This window comes from Shewanella sp. 10N.286.52.B9, assembly GCF_002873635.1.
GTDB lineage: Bacteria > Pseudomonadota > Gammaproteobacteria > Enterobacterales > Shewanellaceae > Shewanella.
The window spans coordinates 33,948-51,964 of sequence record NZ_MCTY01000231.1 but is presented as its reverse complement, the minus strand read 5'-3'; the positions used below and the strand labels follow the sequence as shown (position 1 = coordinate 51,964).

The window sequence follows — 18,017 nt, the reverse complement described above, 5'->3', positions numbered from 1 at the left end:
GAATAATACTGAGTGATCTAGTTCAAATAATATAAATTTATCCCAATATCATCACTATTTAGCAGTGCCATTGAAGGCTAAAGAACTGCAGATACAAAAAAGCCGCCATAAAAGGCGGCTTTTGGCATTAATTGAAATTAGCGTTTTAAGCCTTCATTTAATAAAGGACGCATAATTTTAACTAACTCGGAAGTCACTTTAGGAGAACCTGCAACAATATTACCTGAAGTCATATAGTTATGGTTTCCGGTAAAGTCAGCTACAGTACCGCCAGCTTCACGACAGATTAAGTCGCCTGCTGCGATGTCCCAAGGCTTAAGACCGATTTCAAAGAAACCGTCAAAACGACCCGCGGCAACATAGGCTAAATCAAGTGCTGCTGAACCGGTGCGACGAATGTCTGCACATACAGGGAATACTTCACCTAAGATGTTTAGGTAAGATTCAGTGTGTTGGCGAGCTTTGAACGGGAAACCAGTACCAATAATGGTGCCATCAAGTGTTTTAACATTAGTTACACGTAGACGGAAGTCATTAACTTTAGCGCCTTTACCACGAACGGCAGAGAACAGTTCTTCGCGTACAGGATCGTAAACAACGGCAACTTCAATTTTGCCTTTGTATTGAACAGCGATAGAAACTGCGAAATGAGGGATACCACGAACGAAGTTGTTGGTACCATCCAAAGGATCAACTATCCACACATAATCTTTATTGGTGCCACGGTTTTCACCGTTTTCTTCGCCAACAATCGTATGATCTGGGTAAGATTTACGAATTTGGTATGTAATGGTAGATTCAGCTTCCTTGTCTACACTCGTAACAAAGTCATTTAGACCTTTTGAATCAATCTCAACATTGTCGAGTTCAGTGTAGGCGCGCATAATAGTTTGGCCCGCAGCGCGTGCAGCGCGCGTGGCAATAGTCAGCATCGGATGCATAGCAATCCCCTGGATGTTAAAGAACGAATAAATCAGCGGCATATTATACGCTTTTTGACAGTTATATCAAATGCAGATTTTCATATAACGAATTAATTGCTGCTTGTGTTACTATTCCAAAATAGTTTTTTAAAGAATAAAGTAGTTTCATGCTGAGTAATATACGCGTTGTTTTAGTGGGTACATCACACCCTGGTAATATTGGTTCTACAGCAAGAGCCATGAAAACCATGGGGTTATCAAATTTATATTTGGCTGAACCAAGAGTTGAGCCTGATGGGCAATCTATTGCACTTGCTGCTGGCGCAGCAGATTTAATCCGAGATATCACTATTGTTGATTCTTTAACGGATGCAATCAAAGACTGTAGCTTAGTCATTGCAACCAGTGCCAGAAGTCGTACTTTAGATTGGCCAATGCTAGTGCCAAAAGAAGCAGGTGAAAAACTTGCTCTTGAAGGGATAAAAGGGCCTGTAGCGATTGTCTTTGGTCGTGAGAACCACGGGTTAAGCAATGAGGAATTACAAGAGTGTCATTATCATGTAGCCATACCTGCAAATCCAGAATATAGCTCATTGAACTTGGCGCAAGCGGTACAAATCATTTGTTATGAAACCCGCATGGCCCACCTTGCGTTAGATGAAAAAGCAACGGTTGAAGAAGAATACCCGTTAGCAGAAGACTTACAGCGTTTTTATGTACACCTTGAGTCAACACTAACAAAAACTAACTTCATTATTAAGAATCATCCAGGGCAGATTATGACCAAACTTAAACGTTTATTCGCCCGTGCAAGGGTTGAAACTGCGGAGATGAATATTCTGCGCGGTATATTGACTTCAATCGATAAAAAAGTCGCGAAATCAGACGAGAACAAAGATTCATAACGTTAACGTATTAAGGATTGTTATATGGGCGTGATTGCGCGACTAAAAGAAGATATTGAATCTATATATCACCGCGATCCCGCGGCGAACAGTAGTTTCGAAATATTAATGAACTACCCTGGTATGCAGGCAATTTGGATCCATCGCATCAGTAACAAGCTTTGGAATGCAAATTGGCGTCTGCTATCTCGATGTTTGTCTACTTTTTCGCGTTGGTTAACAGGGGTCGAAATTCATCCTGGTGCGACTATTGGCCGTCGATTCTTTATCGATCATGGTATGGGCGTTGTGATTGGTGAAACAGCCGAAATTGGTGATGATTGTACGCTTTATCATGGCGTTACCTTAGGTGGCACAACATGGCAAGCGGGAAAACGTCACCCAACACTGCAAAATAATGTGGTGGTTGGTGCTGGGGCACAAATTCTGGGGCCTATTACGATGCATGATGGCGCAAGAGTTGGCTCAAATTCAGTAGTGGTTAAAGATGTTGCTAAAGACACTACTGTAGTGGGTATACCTGGCCGTGTGGTATCAAGTCCTTCAGCGCAATCGAAAGAACAAACTGAGCGTAGAAGCGCCATGGCGAAAAAATACGGCTTTGATGCCTATGCAGTGTCGCCAGACAACCCAGATCCTGTTGCCAGTGCCATTGGGCAAATGCTTGATCATATGCATTTAATGGACTCTAAAGTACAAGAGATTTGCCAAGCGGTGCAAACCATGGGCGGTGAAGTCTGTACTGAAAAGCTACCAGAGTTGAATGTTGACGACTTTACTGAAGCTGAACAAGAAGCGGCTGAAAAACGTACTCAAGAAATTGATAAGTTTGACCCGATTATATAATCAGTAGACTTGAAAATGACACAATCGGCACCCACTTATCTGGGTGTCGATTTTTTATTTCTGTACTGCAAATTTTAACAACTGAAGCATTTTTGTAAAAGTAGGACGAATTTATCACAAATTAGGGCTTTTAATGGCTCGCTGGCATTGAATCTTGCACTATAAAAAGGTTAAATAGCCCTGCAAATTTTAAGACCTAAATTGTTAGATGTGAACGAGAGATAATACTTGAGTAAATTACTTGGTTAAATACTTGACTAAAATACTCGGGTATGGTGAAATTGCTCTATGGTTTATGGGAGCAAATAACGTTATGAAACTGACATCAAAAGGTCGCTACGCAGTGACAGCTATGCTGGACGTTGCAATTCACTCAGCTACCGGACCAGTTCCCTTAGCGGATATTTCTGAGAGACAGGGGATATCGCTTTCCTATCTTGAGCAACTTTTCGCCAAGCTTCGTAAACATGGTCTTGTATCAAGCGTGCGTGGTCCTGGTGGCGGTTATCGCCTAGGCCAAGAAGCCAATGATATCTCTGTAGGCATGGTTGTCCATGCTGTTGACGAGTCTGTCGATGCGACTCGTTGTCAGGGAAAAGGGAACTGCCAAAGTGGCACCCGCTGTCTAACCCATTCGCTATGGGGTGACTTAAGTAAACAAATTTCAGATTTCTTAGATGGCATTACACTTGCTGGATTGATGCACAAACGAGATGTTCAATTTATCTCACTAAAGCAAGATGAAATGCAGAATGAACATAGAGTTAGTTTATAATTTCCTGTTCATATATTGATAACTATTTATATGTACGTTGTTAGTAGCCTCCTTTGGGCTACTCAGTACGGAGTGTATGATGAAGCTTCCTATCTATTTAGACTATGCCGCAACAACCCCTGTCGACAAACGCGTTGCCGACAAGATGGTGCAATTTATGACAATGGACGGTGTGTTTGGTAACCCAGCATCTCGTTCTCATCGTTATGGTTGGCAAGCCGAAGAAGCAGTTGATATTGCTCGTAACCAAGTAGCAGATTTAATCAACGCTGATCACCGTGAAATTGTATTTACATCTGGTGCGACTGAATCAAGTAACCTTGCCATTAAAGGTATTGCGCATTTCTATCACAAGAAAGGCAAGCACATCATCACTAGCAAGACAGAACATAAAGCAACGTTAGATGTATGTCGTCAGCTTGAACGTGAAGGCTTTGAGGTCACTTACCTTGAACCAAGTGCAAACGGTTTAATTGCATTGTCAGTGATTGAAGCTGCCATGCGTGAAGACACTATTTTAGTGAGCATCATGCATGTAAACAATGAAATTGGTGTGATTCAAGACATCGAAGCCATTGGCGAATTATGTCGCTCAAAAGGTATTTTCTTCCATATGGATGCAGCACAAAGTGCTGGTAAATTACCGATTGATGTACAAGCAATTAAAGTTGATTTGATTTCAATTTCTGGCCATAAAATGTATGGGCCTAAAGGCGTAGGTGCATTATATGTGCGCCGTAAGCCTCGTATCCGTTTAGAGTCACAAATGCATGGTGGCGGACATGAACGTGGTATGCGTAGTGGTACATTAGCGACACATCAACTTGTTGGTTTAGGCGAAGCAGCCGCGATTGCTAAGCAAGATATGATTGAAGACAGTGCCCGTATCCTTCGTCTACGTGACAAGTTATGGAATGGCATTAAACATATTGAAGAAACTTATATTAATGGTGACATGCAGCAACGTTATTGCGGCATTTTCAACGTCAGCTTCAACTTTGTTGAAGGCGAGTCATTAATGATGGCGCTTAAAGATTTAGCGGTTTCATCAGGGTCTGCATGTACTTCAGCAAGCCTAGAACCAAGTTACGTATTACGTGCACTAGGCTTAAATGATGAAATGGCACATAGCTCAATTCGCTTCTCAATCGGTCGTTTTACCACTGATGAAGAAATCGAGCATGCAATTAAAGTAATTGATGAATCTATCGGTAAATTACGTGAAATGTCTCCATTATGGGAGATGTTCAAAGATGGTATCGACCTTGATCAAGTTCAATGGGCACATCACTAATACATTATTATCGATAGCGATAAACGGAGCAGAATTGTTATGGCTTACAGCGAAAAAGTAATCGAACATTATGAAAATCCACGTAACGTTGGTTCATTTGATAAAAATGATCCATCAGTGGTAACCGGAATGGTAGGTGCACCCGCATGTGGTGATGTAATGAAATTACAACTTAAAATAGGCGAGAATGGCATCATTGAAGATGCTAAATTCAAAACTTATGGTTGTGGTAGTGCCATTGCATCAAGCTCATTAGTAACAGAATGGGTTAAAGGCAAAACTGTTGAAGAAGCCGCTACGATTAAAAATGCAGACATTGCAGAAGAGTTAGCGCTTCCACCAGTTAAAATCCATTGCTCAATTTTAGCTGAAGATGCTATTAAAGCAGCGTTGGATGAGTACAAATCAAAGCAAGATAAGTAATACCTGGAGTTAAGATGGCAATTACAATGACCCCAGCTGCGGCTGATAGAGTTAAATCTTTTCTAGTAAATCGTGGGAAAGGTTTAGGTTTACGCCTTGGGTTAAGAACATCTGGTTGTTCAGGTATGGCTTATGTCATCGAGTTTGTCGATGAAATTAATGACGACGATGAAGTTTATGACATCGAAGGCGTAAATATCATCATAGATGCCAAAAGCTTTATTTATCTGCAAGGTATAGAGTTAGATTTTGTTAAAGAAGGCCTAAACGAAGGTTTTCAATTTAACAACCCTAATGCCAAAGGTGAATGTGGTTGTGGTGAAAGTTTCACTGTTTAGTTAATCTATACTATGAAGCTTGTATCGCAAATCACCAATCAAAGAGCATGATATCTGCCAATGAATTATTTTGAGTTATTTCAATTTTCACCTTCCTTTGATATCGATATCGCCCAACTTGCAGAACGCTACCGCGAACTGCAAAGGGCGGTTCATCCCGATAAATTCGCTAATGGATCTGAGCAACAAAAATTATTATCCGTGCAGCGTACTGCACAAGTTAATGATGGTTATCAGACTCTCAAGAATCCGCTCAGACGTGCCGAACACATATTGAGCCTTCGTGGTATTGATATAAGCCATGAAACCACCACAGTTAAAGACACTGCATTTTTAATGCAGCAGATGGAATGGCGTGAAGCATTAGAAGATATCGAGCACAGCCAGCAACCCGACGACTTAATCAGTGACTTATTTGACTCTTTTGCTGATTTTGAAAAGTCACTCTCGCAAAGCCTTGCTATTTTACTGGTTAAAGACACCGATAATGATAATTTATTAGCGGCAGATCAGATCAGAAAGCTAAAATTTATGGCAAAATTGCAAGATGAACTCGCTAAAATTGAAGATTCATTACTAGACTAATGGATTGGTAAACTTAATGCTCTGTTTTTAACAGAGCATTTTGTTTTGATTTAATCGATGAATGTTCACTAATAAACTATTGGATTACTATGGCCCTTTTTCAAATCGCTGAGCCCGGTCAAAGCGCCGCGCCCCATCAGCATCGTCTCGCTGTTGGTATCGACTTAGGTACCACAAACTCTTTAGTAGCGGCTGTTAGAAGTGGCGAAGCATCAACATTAGTTGATGATAACGGACAGCATTCTCTTCCTTCTGTGGTCCATTATAATGCCGAATCTATTGATGTTGGTGTTAATGCGCAAGCACAATCTGCCCAAGATCCTAAAAATACCATTGTTTCAGTAAAACGTTTTATGGGTAGAAGCCTTGCTGATATTCAAGCAAAAGAGCAACAGTTACCCTACGACTTTAGCTCAAGTGACAATGGCTTACCGATTTTTAATACTGCTTTTGGCGCTGTTAACCCCGTGCAAGTCTCGGCTGAAATTTTAAAGCCTCTTATTGCTCGCGCCGAGTTGACATTAGGTGGCAATCTTGAAGGTGTGGTGATTACCGTACCGGCTTATTTTGATGATGCCCAGCGTCAAGGCACTAAAGATGCAGCAGAGCTATTAGGTGTTAAAGTATTACGTTTACTCAATGAGCCAACGGCAGCAGCAATTGCCTATGGTTTAGATTCAAAACAAGAAGGTGTGATTGCCATTTACGACTTAGGTGGCGGCACATTTGATATTTCAATACTGCGCCTAAATCGCGGCGTGTTTGAAGTATTAGCCACTGGTGGTGACTCTGCGTTAGGTGGTGATGACTTTGACCATTTATTGCAAGCACATCTACAGCAAGCTTTTGGTTTAACTGATTTGTCTGCCACGCTTTCACGTCAATTATTGATTGAATCGAGAAGAGTTAAAGAGCACTTAACCACATCTGAGAGCTGCATAGCATCGATTACGTTAGATAATGCTGAGCGCGTAGAAACACAAGTGACTAAAGCTGATTTTGAAACATTGATCAGTTCACTGGTGAAAAAAACCATTGCCAGTTGTCGCCGCACGTTACGTGATGCCGATGTCAGTACTGATGAGATTATCGAAACTGTAATGGTTGGTGGTTCAACTCGCGTGCCTTTAGTACGTGAACAAGTTGAAAATTTCTTTAAGAAAACCCCGTTAACCTCAATCGATCCTGATCGCGTGGTTGCCATTGGCGCTGCGATCCAGGCTGACATTTTGGTGGGTAACAAACCAGAATCTGACTTATTATTACTTGATGTTATTCCATTGTCTTTGGGTATCGAAACTATGGGTGGGCTGATTGAAAAAGTCGTCACCCGTAACACCACCATTCCAGTGGCGCGAGCTCAAGAGTTTACCACCTTTAAAGATGGTCAAACGGCGATGGCATTTCATGTGGTGCAGGGCGAGCGTGAAATGGTTGACGATTGTCGCTCATTAGCGCGCTTTACCTTAAATGGTATTCCAGCACTTGCAGCCGGCGCTGCGCATATTCGCGTGACCTTCCAAGTGGATGCAGATGGTTTACTTAGCGTAACCGCTATGGAAAAATCAACCGAAGTGAAGACCACGATTCAGGTTAAACCTTCATTTGGTTTATCTGACTCTGAAATAGCGACTATGCTGAAAGATTCAATGAAGCATGCTAAAGATGACATTAGCCGTCGTATGCTAGCTGAGCAGCAAGTTGAAGCGTCTCGAGTAGTGGAAACACTAACCGCAGCATTAGCAAAAGATGCGGACTTATTAAATGAGCAAGAGCGCAGTGCTATTTATAGCGCCATTGAACAGTTACAAGTGACCGCTCAAAGCGATGATACTGACGCGATTGAAAAAGCGATTGAAGCGTTAGATGCACAAACCCAAGAGTTTGCTAATCGTCGTATGGATAATTCAATTCGAACAGCACTGAAAGGCCAGTCTGTCGATAATATATAGGTGAACAAATGCCGCAGTTAGTATTTTTACCCCATGAAGAGCTGTGTCCTGATGGAGCAGTTCTTGAAGCAGAAATAGGCGAAACGATTTTAGACGTTGCTTTAAAAAATGGCATTCATATTGAACATGCTTGTGAAAAGTCATGTGCCTGTACCACTTGTCATTGTATCGTCCGTGAAGGCTTTGATGAGCTAGAAGAAAGTGATGAATTGGAAGATGACATGCTAGATAAAGCTTGGGGTTTAGAGCCTGAAAGTCGTCTAGCTTGTCAGGCTAAAGTGGTTGATACCGATATGGTTATCGAAATACCTAAATATACTATTAATATGGTCAGTGAAGGCTAGAATCTTCAAATACAGTTAACGGGTGTAATAAATTGAGCAACGTCTATATCTATAGAGGTTGCTTTTTTTTGGACAATTTTTAGAAACAGTTAACTTTTCTTTGCGTCATTATTCATATCCCCCTTCGCTCGATATTCTTTATGTTCGTTATGCTAATTATCTCTAAAGCAATTTACTTCTTTACTCATTGACACGATTTTAAGTTGCAATGTTGAATTAATGTAACTATCTTGTTTGTGAATTTGCATTCGCAAACTAAGTTGGCATCATTTTATCTAGAGGACTATATGAACATCACCGGACATTGCCATTGTGGTGAGTTAGTTTTTACTGCCAAGGTTTTACCAGAAAAAGTTGTCATCTGTCATTGCACTGATTGCCAATTACTATCGGCTAGCGCCTTTAGGACGGTAGTGATGTCAGAAGTTGACGGTATGAATTTTATCAAAGGCACGCCAAAGGAATACATCAAAGTTGCCGAAAGTGGTAATCAACGAGCCCAAGGTTTTTGTCAGCAATGTGGCTCAGCAATGTACGCCACTTCCGTTGGTGATAAGTCTAGGGTGTATGGAATTCGTTTAGGGGTTGTGGATCAAAGAAATGAATTAACGCCGGTTATGCAAATCTGGCATCGTTCAGCACAACCTTGGTTGAATACTTTAAATGACATAAGCACATTTTCAACAACACCATAATATTAAGGGATGACAATGAAATTGATCGTCAGTTTATCTATTTTAGCGAGTTTTTATGTTAATGCTGTGCAGAGTTCTGAACAGAAAGTGCTGCCAGTAAATCTTGGTAGCTATTCAGAGGGTGAAGTTAGTTTTTTAAATACCCAGCAAGGTGACATGACCTTGCCATTTTCTGAAGGGGTGAAAGTCGGCGGGACTGTCTATTTATCTGGTCAAATAGGATTTAACCCTGAGACTAAGACCTTAGTTAAAGGTGGCATCGTTGCGGAAGCTCAATCGACATTATTAGGCATTAAAGGGTCTTTAGGTCGAATGGGTTATGAAATGAAAGATGTGGTTAAGTGCACTGTGATGCTTACGGATATTGAAGATTTCTCAGCATTTAATCAGGTATATAAGCAGCATTTTAGTTCCCCATATCCCGCAAGAAGTACTATGGCAGTCAAAGGTCTCGCTCTTGGTGCCAGCATTGAAATTGAATGTATTGCTGCAAAATAACAATAAAAACCGCCCCTAATGTGAATCTAAATTTACATAAATCTGTTTGCACGATATCATCTTGTTCAAAATAAATTTGAATAAGGTTAAGGATGAATCAATCTAAATTGTTTTGCACATTAGGTATGCTGCTTTACAGTATTTCTTTAAGTGCTGTGGCGAGTGGTTATGTATCATATGATCAACCTAAAATTGCAATTACCAATGTCAATATCATCGATGGCACTGGCAGTAAAATTAAGGAAGCGCAAACTGTTGTTATTGAGGCTGGGAAAATTAAAACGATAATGGCTTCTGCTTCGACAACGATTGCAGAGGACGTCACTATCATCGATGGTAAGGGAAAAACCTTAATTCCTGGCCTGATCATGATGCATGAGCATATGTTTTATCCCACCGGAAATGCCCATTACACCGAAATGCTCCACAGCTTTCCCAAACTTTACCTAGCTGGCGGTGCAACCACGGTAAGGACTGCTGGCACCACTTCACCTTACGGGGATTTAAATGTAAGAGATGCCATTAACTCAGGTGACACTATTGGGCCTGCTATGGATGTTACTGCGCCGTATTTAAATGGTCCTGGGCTGCCAATTCTAAAACTCAAAGCGCTGCGGGATGCAGAAAATGCTAAGGCAATGATAGATTACTGGGTTTCTGAAGGGGTAACGTCATATAAAGCCTATATTAATATTCGTACAAAAGAGCTTGAAACAGTCATAGAGCAAGCGCATTTGCGGGATCATAAAGTGACAGCACATCTTTGCTCTATTACTTACCGAGAAGCCGCTGAGATGGGAATTGATAACCTTGAACATGGTTTCTTTGCCGCAACTGATTTTGTTAAAGACAAACAGAAAGATATGTGCCCAGAAGGGGCACATCAGTCATTAGTTGATTTAGATATTGATTCACCTGAGGTCAATGATCTCATTGCCTATTTAGTCGAAAAGAAAGTCGCTATTACTTCTACGCTAACTATTTATGAAACGTTCACAAAAGGGCGACCACAAGCCTACCCATTAGCATTAGAAGCGCTTATTCCACAAGTTAGGGAGCAGTATCAAAATCGTTGGCTCACTATCTCTCAGCAAGAAGATGCTACTTGGCCTGTCGTGTTTAATAAAATGATGCAATTAGAAAAGAAGTTTGTTGCAGCTGGCGGCTTGTTGATGGCCGGAACGGATCCTACCGGTTATGGCGGGGTCGTCGCTGGATTTTCAAATCAACGTATGATTGAGCTACTTTATGAAGCAGGCTTTAGTGTCGAAGAAGTGATTAAAATCGCCACCTTGAATGCAGCAAACTATCTTAATAAGCAGCAAACTATTGGCTCAGTTGAGGCCGGTAAAAATGCTGATCTAGTATTAATAAATGGCGATTTGAGTGTTGATATTAGTCGTATTCAAGACATGCCAGTAGTATTTAAAAATGGCATTGGCTTTGACACTAAAAAAATCGTTGCTGATAATAAAGCGATAGTAGGGTTACATTAACTTAACAGCGCAGTAAATGACCTGTTGAATTAGAGTTTAGCCAGTAGAAATTGTATGATGCTTAAGGTAACAATACACTGGGTTTGTTACCTTGGTTTCCTCCCTGATTTCGAACTGGAAAAATGCATGTCAGCCATAGATTTACGCCCAAAACAAAAACGTAGCCAAGTGACTCATGATAAATTTCTGCAGTCTTTACAAGATGCATTAAAGGTTAAGTACTTTGAACATATCAGTATTAAAGAATTAGCTGAAGGTGCAGGGGTGTCTGTAGGGACGTTTTATCGTCGATTTGAGAACAAAGAAGCCTTGTTGCCTTTGTTATACGATGACTTTGGGCGCGAATTATCTCAATGGGTTGATGAATTAGAATTGATAGAGTGTGAAACCTTAGAACAGCAAGTTTTGTTGATGTGTCAGCAAACATTTGATTTTCTTGATAGCAGACGCAGTGTTTTTAGAACTATTCATCTTAATGCGCGATTGCATCCGGACACTATTTTTTCTAATCCTACCTTAAGCAGGAATGAAACCTATAATCGACTTTCTAAGCTGTTGTTGAAGTTCACTGTGACCATAGCGCCATCAAACGTTGAGCAACAAGCAGCCGATATGGTTATTTATATGCTGATAAATAGTTTGCTGGATAAGATCTTATATCCTACATTGACCCCAGCAATTGCATGTTCGATGTCTAGTGCTAAATTTGTGGAGCAGTTACCTAAAATGCTATTGGGCTATCTTAATCAATCTTTCCAACAGCATTCGTTGTAAGTATGAGTTTAATCACAATTTTTGTATAACCTAGCTCACATGATTACAATTTGGTTATGTGACATCAATAACACTATGCATTACAGGCTAAATTACGTATAATCCGCGCGAATTTTAAAATATATTTGTTATTTAAAGGAAGCTCACAATGGCGATCGAACGCACTTTTTCAATTATTAAACCAGATGCAGTTGCTAAAAACCACATCGGTGCTATCTACAACCGTTTTGAAACTGCTGGTCTTAAGATCATCGCTTCTAAAATGGTGCACCTTACTAAAGAGCAAGCAGAAGGTTTCTACGCTGAGCATAGCGAGCGTCCTTTTTTCGGTGCTTTAGTTGCATTCATGACTTCTGGTCCTATCATGGTTCAAACGCTTGAAGGTGAAAACGCTGTTCTAGCTCACCGTGAAATCTTAGGTGCGACTAACCCAGCTGAAGCTGCTGAAGGCACTATCCGTGCAGATTTCGCAGAAAGCATTGATGAGAACGCTGCTCACGGTTCTGATTCTGTAGCATCTGCTGAACGTGAAGTTGCTTACTTCTTCAGTGCAGAAGAGTTGTGTGCACGCACACGCTAAATTCTACATTGATTTTAAAAAGGAGCCTTATGGCTCCTTTTTTATGCCTGTCTATCCAGCAACGTAGAGATGCCCTTATTTCTGACTTACCCAAGCTTGTTGCTTACTTCGTAATTATCACCCCAGCCATAACAACTCAGTAAAATTACTCTTCTATAAAACCCCATTCTAACTTTTACTTCATCGTCTCAAGCCCCAGGCCCGAAGTTCCAAGTTCCAAGTTCCAAGTTCCAAGTCCAAAGTCCAGTTCGAACTATCAAGATTAAGCTAGATATATTTCACTATCGCCAAGTGAAAAGTCATACAAAATTGAAACCAAACGCACTTTTGACTGAAGAGATTGAACTAAAATGCTATCTAAATGTTAATTTCAAAGGGCGATTTAATAATGAAATAAAATTAAACCATAATAAATAAAGGTTACTTAGGTTAATGGTTTGTTATAAGTGTTGATTTATATGATCTTGGTGTTACTTTTAATTGGTGTTTAATCTATTTATTTAAGCTGAGCTGTTCGTTTATCGATCCTTTTTAATGTTACCGATTACAACCTGGTAACATTAGTATCGGTTGGCGGTAACATTGTTTGTTTTTTTAAATATAAGGCGTTGTAAATAAAAGGTTTACTTATTATGTAATTATTACTTACTTGTTTTGTATATAGATGCTCAAGTGGTTGTTTATTTATTTGTGAAAGATGTTGACTAATTCGTCTTTATTTAACAATATTAACCTTAGTTAATAGGAGCTATTAACTTAAAAAATAAAAATATAACGTTGTGGCTTTATTTAGAACATAACGAAGGGAGTATAATAATGAGTTCATTATCTTTGACAGCTAAGGCTATTCGCCGTGGTTTATTAACTGTAGCTGCAACAGCCGTTGCAACAACTTCAACTTTTTCTGTTAGCGCTGCAGAAGAAGCTCAAGTTGATAAAGTAGAAAGAATTGAGGTTACTGGTTCTCGCATTAAACGTACCGATATGGAAGGTTCATCACCAATTACTACCATTGATGCTGCCGCAATCGAAAAAACTGGTGAAATGTCAGTAGCCGATGTATTGCGTCGCTCAAATCTAAATACTTTTGGTTCTTTTTCTGAATCTTCAGGTAGTACTTGGCAGAGTCAATCAAATATTAATTTACGTGGTGCCGGTGCTGATAGAACTTTAGTTCTATTAAATGGTAAACGTATGCCAGGTTCACCAACTATGGGTGGAACGGCAGTAAACTTAAATACAATCCCAACAGCAGCTATTGCGCGTATTGAAGTTTTAACTGACGGAGCATCAGCTGTATATGGTTCAGATGCTGTTGCAGGTGTTGTTAATATTATCACTAAGAAAGGTTATGAAGGTGTAGAGGTTTCTGCAACTATGACTAACCCTCAACAGGCTGGCGGCGATGAGTGGAAAACTCACGTAGTTGGTGGTGTCAATAGTGATAAAGGTAGTATGACTTTCTCTTTCGAGCATCAAAATCGAGATATTATTTATCAAAGAGATCGTTGGTTCACAAGCTCTACTAATGTATTAGCTCCAAACTATGGCGATACTACAGGTGTTTCACCCTACGCTCGAAACTTCTTAGATATGACAACTTTCCAGTTTAGCCCAATGGATGCTTGTAACAATGATAAAATGGTAGGTGGTGGTCATGTTTATGATTGGGGTGGTGGCGATTTTATCTGTGGTTATGACTACACTTCAGAAGCTGCAGACCATGCCTCAAGAGGCTATACTGCTGGCTATGTAAATGCTGATTATGAAATTTCTGATGAAATAACATTTATTGGTCAGGGTTTATTTTCTCGCAATGAAACTTTTGGTCGTTTTGCTCCTGCTGCTGGTTGGTTTAATGTCGATGCAGGCCAGATTGATATTCAAAACTATGACGAAAATGGGAACTATCTAGGCACCTCGAAGAACGAAAATGCTGGTCGTACGTATTATCGTTTTACAGATGTAGGCACTCGTGATTCGACCACAATCGACTATAGTACCGATATCCAAATTGGTTTAGAAGGTTCACACGATGACTTTGGCTGGGATTTCACATATCACTATAACTTAGCTGAAAATAGTAACTACGGTTCAGGTTATGTTCATCGCCCTACAGTAGAAGCGCTTGTTAAGTCTGGCGATTTTAACTTTGGCCCAGAAGGTAATAACGCTGCTGTTGTCGCTTCAATCAGCCACGATGTTCTAGCTCAAGATATTATGGAGTTTCAAAGTGTTAATGCCGGTATAAACTTTGAGGCATTTGAATTACCAGCTGGTACAGTTGGATTCTATTTTGGAACAGAGTTCGCTCAGTATAAATATACTTCTAAAGTTGATGCTGAGTCTGCGGCAGGGGAAGTAATTGGTTCTTCGGGTAACGGTTCTGGCGGCGATAGAGATGTATTTGCTGTGTTTGGTGAGTCAATTATACCCGTTACTGATGACTTAGAGTTTAACGTTGCTCTTCGTTTTGATGATTATTCTGATTTTGGTAATGCGACAACACCAAAAGTTGCTTTAAGATATAACATTGTAGATGATTTAGTACTTAGAGCTTCTTGGGGACAAGGTTTTAGAGCTCCTGCATTATCAGATTTATATGCCGCAGATTCATACAGTGCAGACGACGCGACGGATTATCATGTTTGTGAATTAGCGGGCACAGCACCTGTTGATTGTCCTTCCGCTCAATACGATGTTACTCGAACGGCTAACTCAGAATTAGAAGCTGAAACATCTGACTTCTATAACATGGGTTTAATTTGGAATCTAACGGATGATTTAAGTGCTAAAGCTGAGTACTACCATTTATCTGTTGATAATGTTATTCAATTCGTTTCATTAGACTCATTGTTAAAAGAAGAAGCGAGTGTAGGATACGGTAACTTGTCTCGCGGTGAAATTATACGAGCGGGCGATAATGCTGACGGTAAAATCTTAGAAGCAACAACTCCTCAAGTAAATGGTAATGGATTTGATACATCTGGTATTGATTTTAATATAACTTATACAGGTCTTGAAACTGCAGTTGGTGACTTTGGGACTACCTTTGACTTGACTTGGGTTCTTGCATACAACGATGAAGAATATTTCGATGGCCCTGTAAATGATCAAATTGGTCGTAATGGTTTACCTGAATACAGATTTACTTGGGTAATCGATTGGTCATACGGCGATCACGCAGCATCATTATTAACTCAATATATTGATGGGCAGGCTGAAACAATAGATCCAGAAACATATGCTCAAGTTGGTAAACTGAATTCGCAAACTACTTTCGATGCAAGTTATAGTTACTCTACATCGTGGAATGGTAAGTTCGGATTAGGTGTTCGTAATATCACCAATGAAGATCCAGTTTTAGATTCAAATCTTGCTTATGACTCAGCACTTTATAATTTATACGGTCGTACATATACAGCAAGTTATACGCAAAAATTCTAAAAAAACTTAGAATTTTGGCCTTCAATATTATTGAGGGGATTGTATAAGAAACCAAAAAACCTCCGCTTGCGGAGGTTTTTTTTATTTATAAAAGCAATTAATCGCAGCGACTATAAAGCCTTTAGTGAAGAGTAATGTTTATTGGCATGATATAAGTGCATTAGTAATACAGGCCAATTAATGACTTAATTTAAGTTCATGGCGATGTTGCTGATGGTATTTTTCTGCACAATGAGCACAGCGCTGCTCTGTGGGGTCGGCGGCCAAGCGCTCCGCTTCAATGTCAGACTCACAGTCAGAACATAAACCATAGAGGCCAAGTTCAAGCTGGCAAAGAGCGGCATCAAGACGGGTTAGTTGTCCAAATAGAGGGGTGTCAGTTAATCGCTGCTCACTCATGAGTTCAATCAACTCGGTCAAACTCATATTAAATTGAACTTGAGCAGAAGGCTGAGTTTGTTGGTTTAATTGATGTACAAGTTCATATTTTAACTGTGCTTCTCGTTGCAATAATATTTGTTGTACGTCTTGAGTGTTCACAAGATCACCTAATTAGTTTGTTCATTTCACTGGTTATCCAGTCTACCGTTAATCAATATGCTTACTATGATGGAGATCAATTGAGAGTTAATTTAGGATTTCAGTATTAGGCTTTATTTATATAGTGTGAACTATGTAGGTAACTAAACGCGCAAAATCTTATATTTTGTGCTGTAAATTAAGCAAGATAGCGAAGGGGATAGCTCAATGATGGTCTGTATCGGGGCAAATTGCTGACTCAAAAAGAATTATGCAGTTTGTTTAACCGAAAACCCATCACTGAAATGAGTTCTCAGTTAATGAAAGCTGTTAATGCTAAAAAGACTGCTTAAGTTAGCCGTTAGTCGCTAACTGTTGTTCATGGGCTTTTTCTAAAATGGCAATGATACCTTCAGCCGTTTTAAGCACTCTGAGCTCTCTGAATAACACATCAGCTTCAGGGTACTGTTTATTCAAATAAGTAAACCATTGCTTTACTCGGGCAGGGTAATAATCAATTTTCTTGTTAACCAACTGCTTTTGGGTGTAGTTCAGTAACAAATTTAGCGTTTGTGACCAAGTGTAAGGCGCTTCAACGCCTTTTATGGTGGCAGCAAGGTTTGGCAGAGACATTGCCCCGCGCCCCAGCATTATGCTGTCACAGCCTGTAACTGCCATACAGCGCTTAGCATCATCACTATTCCAAATCTCACCGTTAGCAATAATAGGGATAGGTAAACGCTCACGCACCTCGGTTATGTATTCCCAATAAGCAGGCGGCTTGTAACCGTCAGTCTTACTGCGAGCATGAATAGCAAGCTCGGTAGCACCCGCTTCATACACAGCGATAGCGTTTTCCATAAATAATGATTTATCTTCGTAACCGAGACGGATTTTAGCAGTAACAGGTTGATCTGCTGGTACTGCATCACGCATTGCTTTGACTATATCGTGAATTTTATCCGGGTATTGCAGTAATACTGCGCCGCCATTACTGCGGTTAACCATTTTAGCAGGGCAGCCAAAGTTAGCATCAACACCGCATGAGCCTAGCTCAACCGCGCGCTGGGCGTTTTCTGCCATCACTTGCGGATGTTGCCCTAATAATTGAATTCTTACCGGGGTGCCTGATGCGGTCAAACCGCCATTACGCAGCTCAGGGCATAATTTATGATAAACCTTCTCAGGAAGTAACTGATTAATCACCCGCACAAATTCGGTTACCACCAAATCATAAGGGTTGATTTCAGATAAAATTTCTCGCATCAAATCATCAATGACGCCTTCCATCGGAGCTAAGACTACGTGCACAGTACTACCTGGTTAACTATAAAAGGAGCGCTATTCTAGCGAGTTTAATTTTTTATACAAATTCATTTCAAGTATTTGAATTCACTGTTATCTGCTGCAACTGCATATTTAATCTTTTATATCAAATTGATAGATGAATATTTTGTCCTATCCTTAATCATTAGAGAACTTCTCTAGCAATATTTTTAATAAAAAATGATGATTTAGATCAATTAATGTGAAATAAAAGTAACAGGTTGTAGGTCTATTCATCTGTAAGCCAGCACTGTTTGTTGTTGGTCATCATTATTAAGTTTGAATTTAAGGAAATTA

Annotated in this window: 18 protein-coding genes; 15 read left to right on the top strand and 3 right to left on the bottom strand. The window is 40.0% G+C overall.

Going from position 1 to position 18,017, the window contains the following annotated elements; translation table 11 throughout:
* Positions 1-137 precede the first annotated feature (137 nt).
* Positions 138-941, bottom strand: a complete 804-nt coding sequence (gene suhB, locus BCU91_RS19515; RefSeq protein ID WP_076542340.1) for an inositol-1-monophosphatase — start codon at positions 939-941, stop codon at positions 138-140.
* Positions 942-1,090: 149 nt separating this feature from the next.
* Here suhB and trmJ point away from each other — a divergent pair, with 149 nt between their 5' ends.
* The 15 genes from trmJ (at position 1,091) to BCU91_RS19440 (ending at position 15,875) form a co-directional block, all read left to right on the top strand.
* Positions 1,091-1,828 carry a tRNA (cytosine(32)/uridine(32)-2'-O)-methyltransferase TrmJ gene (trmJ, locus tag BCU91_RS19510; RefSeq protein ID WP_102440394.1) on the top strand — a complete coding sequence of 246 codons (738 nt, stop codon included), beginning with the start codon at positions 1,091-1,093 and terminating at the stop codon, positions 1,826-1,828.
* Between the two features lie 24 nt (positions 1,829-1,852).
* Complete coding sequence (cysE, locus tag BCU91_RS19505) at positions 1,853-2,674, top strand: serine O-acetyltransferase (RefSeq protein ID WP_102476087.1); 822 nt, start codon at positions 1,853-1,855, stop codon at positions 2,672-2,674.
* 313 nt (positions 2,675-2,987) lie between these two features.
* Positions 2,988-3,449 (top strand): Fe-S cluster assembly transcriptional regulator IscR, encoded by a 462-nt coding sequence (iscR, locus tag BCU91_RS19500; protein ID WP_076542338.1) that lies wholly within the window; start codon positions 2,988-2,990, stop codon positions 3,447-3,449.
* Between the two features lie 79 nt (positions 3,450-3,528).
* Entirely contained in the window at positions 3,529-4,743 is a 1,215-nt protein-coding gene (locus tag BCU91_RS19495) for an IscS subfamily cysteine desulfurase (RefSeq protein WP_102440392.1), read from the top strand.
* Between the two features lie 39 nt (positions 4,744-4,782).
* Positions 4,783-5,166: a Fe-S cluster assembly scaffold IscU gene (iscU, locus tag BCU91_RS19490; protein WP_076542320.1), complete on the top strand. Its 384-nt coding sequence runs from the start codon at positions 4,783-4,785 to the stop codon at positions 5,164-5,166.
* Positions 5,167-5,180: 14 nt separating this feature from the next.
* Positions 5,181-5,504 carry an iron-sulfur cluster assembly protein IscA gene (gene iscA, locus BCU91_RS19485; protein WP_102440391.1) on the top strand — a complete coding sequence of 108 codons (324 nt, stop codon included), beginning with the start codon at positions 5,181-5,183 and terminating at the stop codon, positions 5,502-5,504.
* Between the two features lie 60 nt (positions 5,505-5,564).
* Positions 5,565-6,089, top strand: coding sequence for a co-chaperone HscB (hscB, locus tag BCU91_RS19480; protein WP_102440390.1), 525 nt, complete (start codon positions 5,565-5,567; stop codon positions 6,087-6,089).
* 89 nt (positions 6,090-6,178) lie between these two features.
* Positions 6,179-8,041 (top strand): Fe-S protein assembly chaperone HscA, encoded by a 1,863-nt coding sequence (gene hscA, locus BCU91_RS19475; protein WP_102440389.1) that lies wholly within the window; start codon positions 6,179-6,181, stop codon positions 8,039-8,041.
* Positions 8,042-8,049: 8 nt separating this feature from the next.
* Positions 8,050-8,385, top strand: a complete 336-nt coding sequence (gene fdx / locus BCU91_RS19470; protein ID WP_076542310.1) for an ISC system 2Fe-2S type ferredoxin — start codon at positions 8,050-8,052, stop codon at positions 8,383-8,385.
* A gap of 287 nt (positions 8,386-8,672) precedes the next feature.
* The gene (locus BCU91_RS19465) at positions 8,673-9,080 is read left to right on the top strand and encodes a GFA family protein (RefSeq protein WP_102440387.1); all 408 of its coding nucleotides are present in this window, start codon (positions 8,673-8,675) and stop codon (positions 9,078-9,080) included.
* Between the two features lie 15 nt (positions 9,081-9,095).
* On the top strand, positions 9,096-9,578 hold the full coding sequence (locus BCU91_RS19460; RefSeq protein WP_102532190.1) for a Rid family detoxifying hydrolase: 483 nt from the start codon (positions 9,096-9,098) through the stop codon (positions 9,576-9,578).
* 92 nt (positions 9,579-9,670) lie between these two features.
* Complete coding sequence (locus BCU91_RS19455) at positions 9,671-11,074, top strand: amidohydrolase family protein (protein WP_102532189.1); 1,404 nt, start codon at positions 9,671-9,673, stop codon at positions 11,072-11,074.
* A gap of 126 nt (positions 11,075-11,200) precedes the next feature.
* Complete coding sequence (locus BCU91_RS19450; protein WP_102519477.1) at positions 11,201-11,848, top strand: TetR/AcrR family transcriptional regulator; 648 nt, start codon at positions 11,201-11,203, stop codon at positions 11,846-11,848.
* A 148-nt stretch (positions 11,849-11,996) separates the two neighbouring features.
* Positions 11,997-12,428 (top strand): nucleoside-diphosphate kinase, encoded by a 432-nt coding sequence (ndk, locus tag BCU91_RS19445; RefSeq protein ID WP_102440383.1) that lies wholly within the window; start codon positions 11,997-11,999, stop codon positions 12,426-12,428.
* Positions 12,429-13,244: 816 nt separating this feature from the next.
* Positions 13,245-15,875, top strand: a complete 2,631-nt coding sequence (locus tag BCU91_RS19440) for a TonB-dependent receptor (RefSeq protein ID WP_102532188.1) — start codon at positions 13,245-13,247, stop codon at positions 15,873-15,875.
* 177 nt (positions 15,876-16,052) lie between these two features.
* Here the strand turns inward: BCU91_RS19440 and BCU91_RS19435 are convergent, their stop codons facing one another.
* Positions 16,053-16,415 (bottom strand): TraR/DksA C4-type zinc finger protein, encoded by a 363-nt coding sequence (locus BCU91_RS19435; protein ID WP_241904123.1) that lies wholly within the window; start codon positions 16,413-16,415, stop codon positions 16,053-16,055.
* Between the two features lie 333 nt (positions 16,416-16,748).
* Positions 16,749-17,705: a tRNA-dihydrouridine synthase gene (locus BCU91_RS19430; RefSeq protein WP_102476091.1), complete on the bottom strand. Its 957-nt coding sequence runs from the start codon at positions 17,703-17,705 to the stop codon at positions 16,749-16,751.
* Positions 17,706-18,017 lie beyond the last annotated feature (312 nt).

Coding starts and splice junctions, on each gene's coding strand:
- suhB (WP_076542340.1), bottom strand. CDS start 941: ATGCATCCGATGCTGACTATTGCCACGCGCGCTGCACGCGCTGCGGGC.
- trmJ (WP_102440394.1), top strand. CDS start 1,091: ATGCTGAGTAATATACGCGTTGTTTTAGTGGGTACATCACACCCTGGT.
- cysE (WP_102476087.1), top strand. CDS start 1,853: ATGGGCGTGATTGCGCGACTAAAAGAAGATATTGAATCTATATATCAC.
- iscR (WP_076542338.1), top strand. CDS start 2,988: ATGAAACTGACATCAAAAGGTCGCTACGCAGTGACAGCTATGCTGGAC.
- BCU91_RS19495 (WP_102440392.1), top strand. CDS start 3,529: ATGAAGCTTCCTATCTATTTAGACTATGCCGCAACAACCCCTGTCGAC.
- iscU (WP_076542320.1), top strand. CDS start 4,783: ATGGCTTACAGCGAAAAAGTAATCGAACATTATGAAAATCCACGTAAC.
- iscA (WP_102440391.1), top strand. CDS start 5,181: ATGGCAATTACAATGACCCCAGCTGCGGCTGATAGAGTTAAATCTTTT.
- hscB (WP_102440390.1), top strand. CDS start 5,565: ATGAATTATTTTGAGTTATTTCAATTTTCACCTTCCTTTGATATCGAT.
- hscA (WP_102440389.1), top strand. CDS start 6,179: ATGGCCCTTTTTCAAATCGCTGAGCCCGGTCAAAGCGCCGCGCCCCAT.
- fdx (WP_076542310.1), top strand. CDS start 8,050: ATGCCGCAGTTAGTATTTTTACCCCATGAAGAGCTGTGTCCTGATGGA.
- BCU91_RS19465 (WP_102440387.1), top strand. CDS start 8,673: ATGAACATCACCGGACATTGCCATTGTGGTGAGTTAGTTTTTACTGCC.
- BCU91_RS19460 (WP_102532190.1), top strand. CDS start 9,096: ATGAAATTGATCGTCAGTTTATCTATTTTAGCGAGTTTTTATGTTAAT.
- BCU91_RS19455 (WP_102532189.1), top strand. CDS start 9,671: ATGAATCAATCTAAATTGTTTTGCACATTAGGTATGCTGCTTTACAGT.
- BCU91_RS19450 (WP_102519477.1), top strand. CDS start 11,201: ATGTCAGCCATAGATTTACGCCCAAAACAAAAACGTAGCCAAGTGACT.
- ndk (WP_102440383.1), top strand. CDS start 11,997: ATGGCGATCGAACGCACTTTTTCAATTATTAAACCAGATGCAGTTGCT.
- BCU91_RS19440 (WP_102532188.1), top strand. CDS start 13,245: ATGAGTTCATTATCTTTGACAGCTAAGGCTATTCGCCGTGGTTTATTA.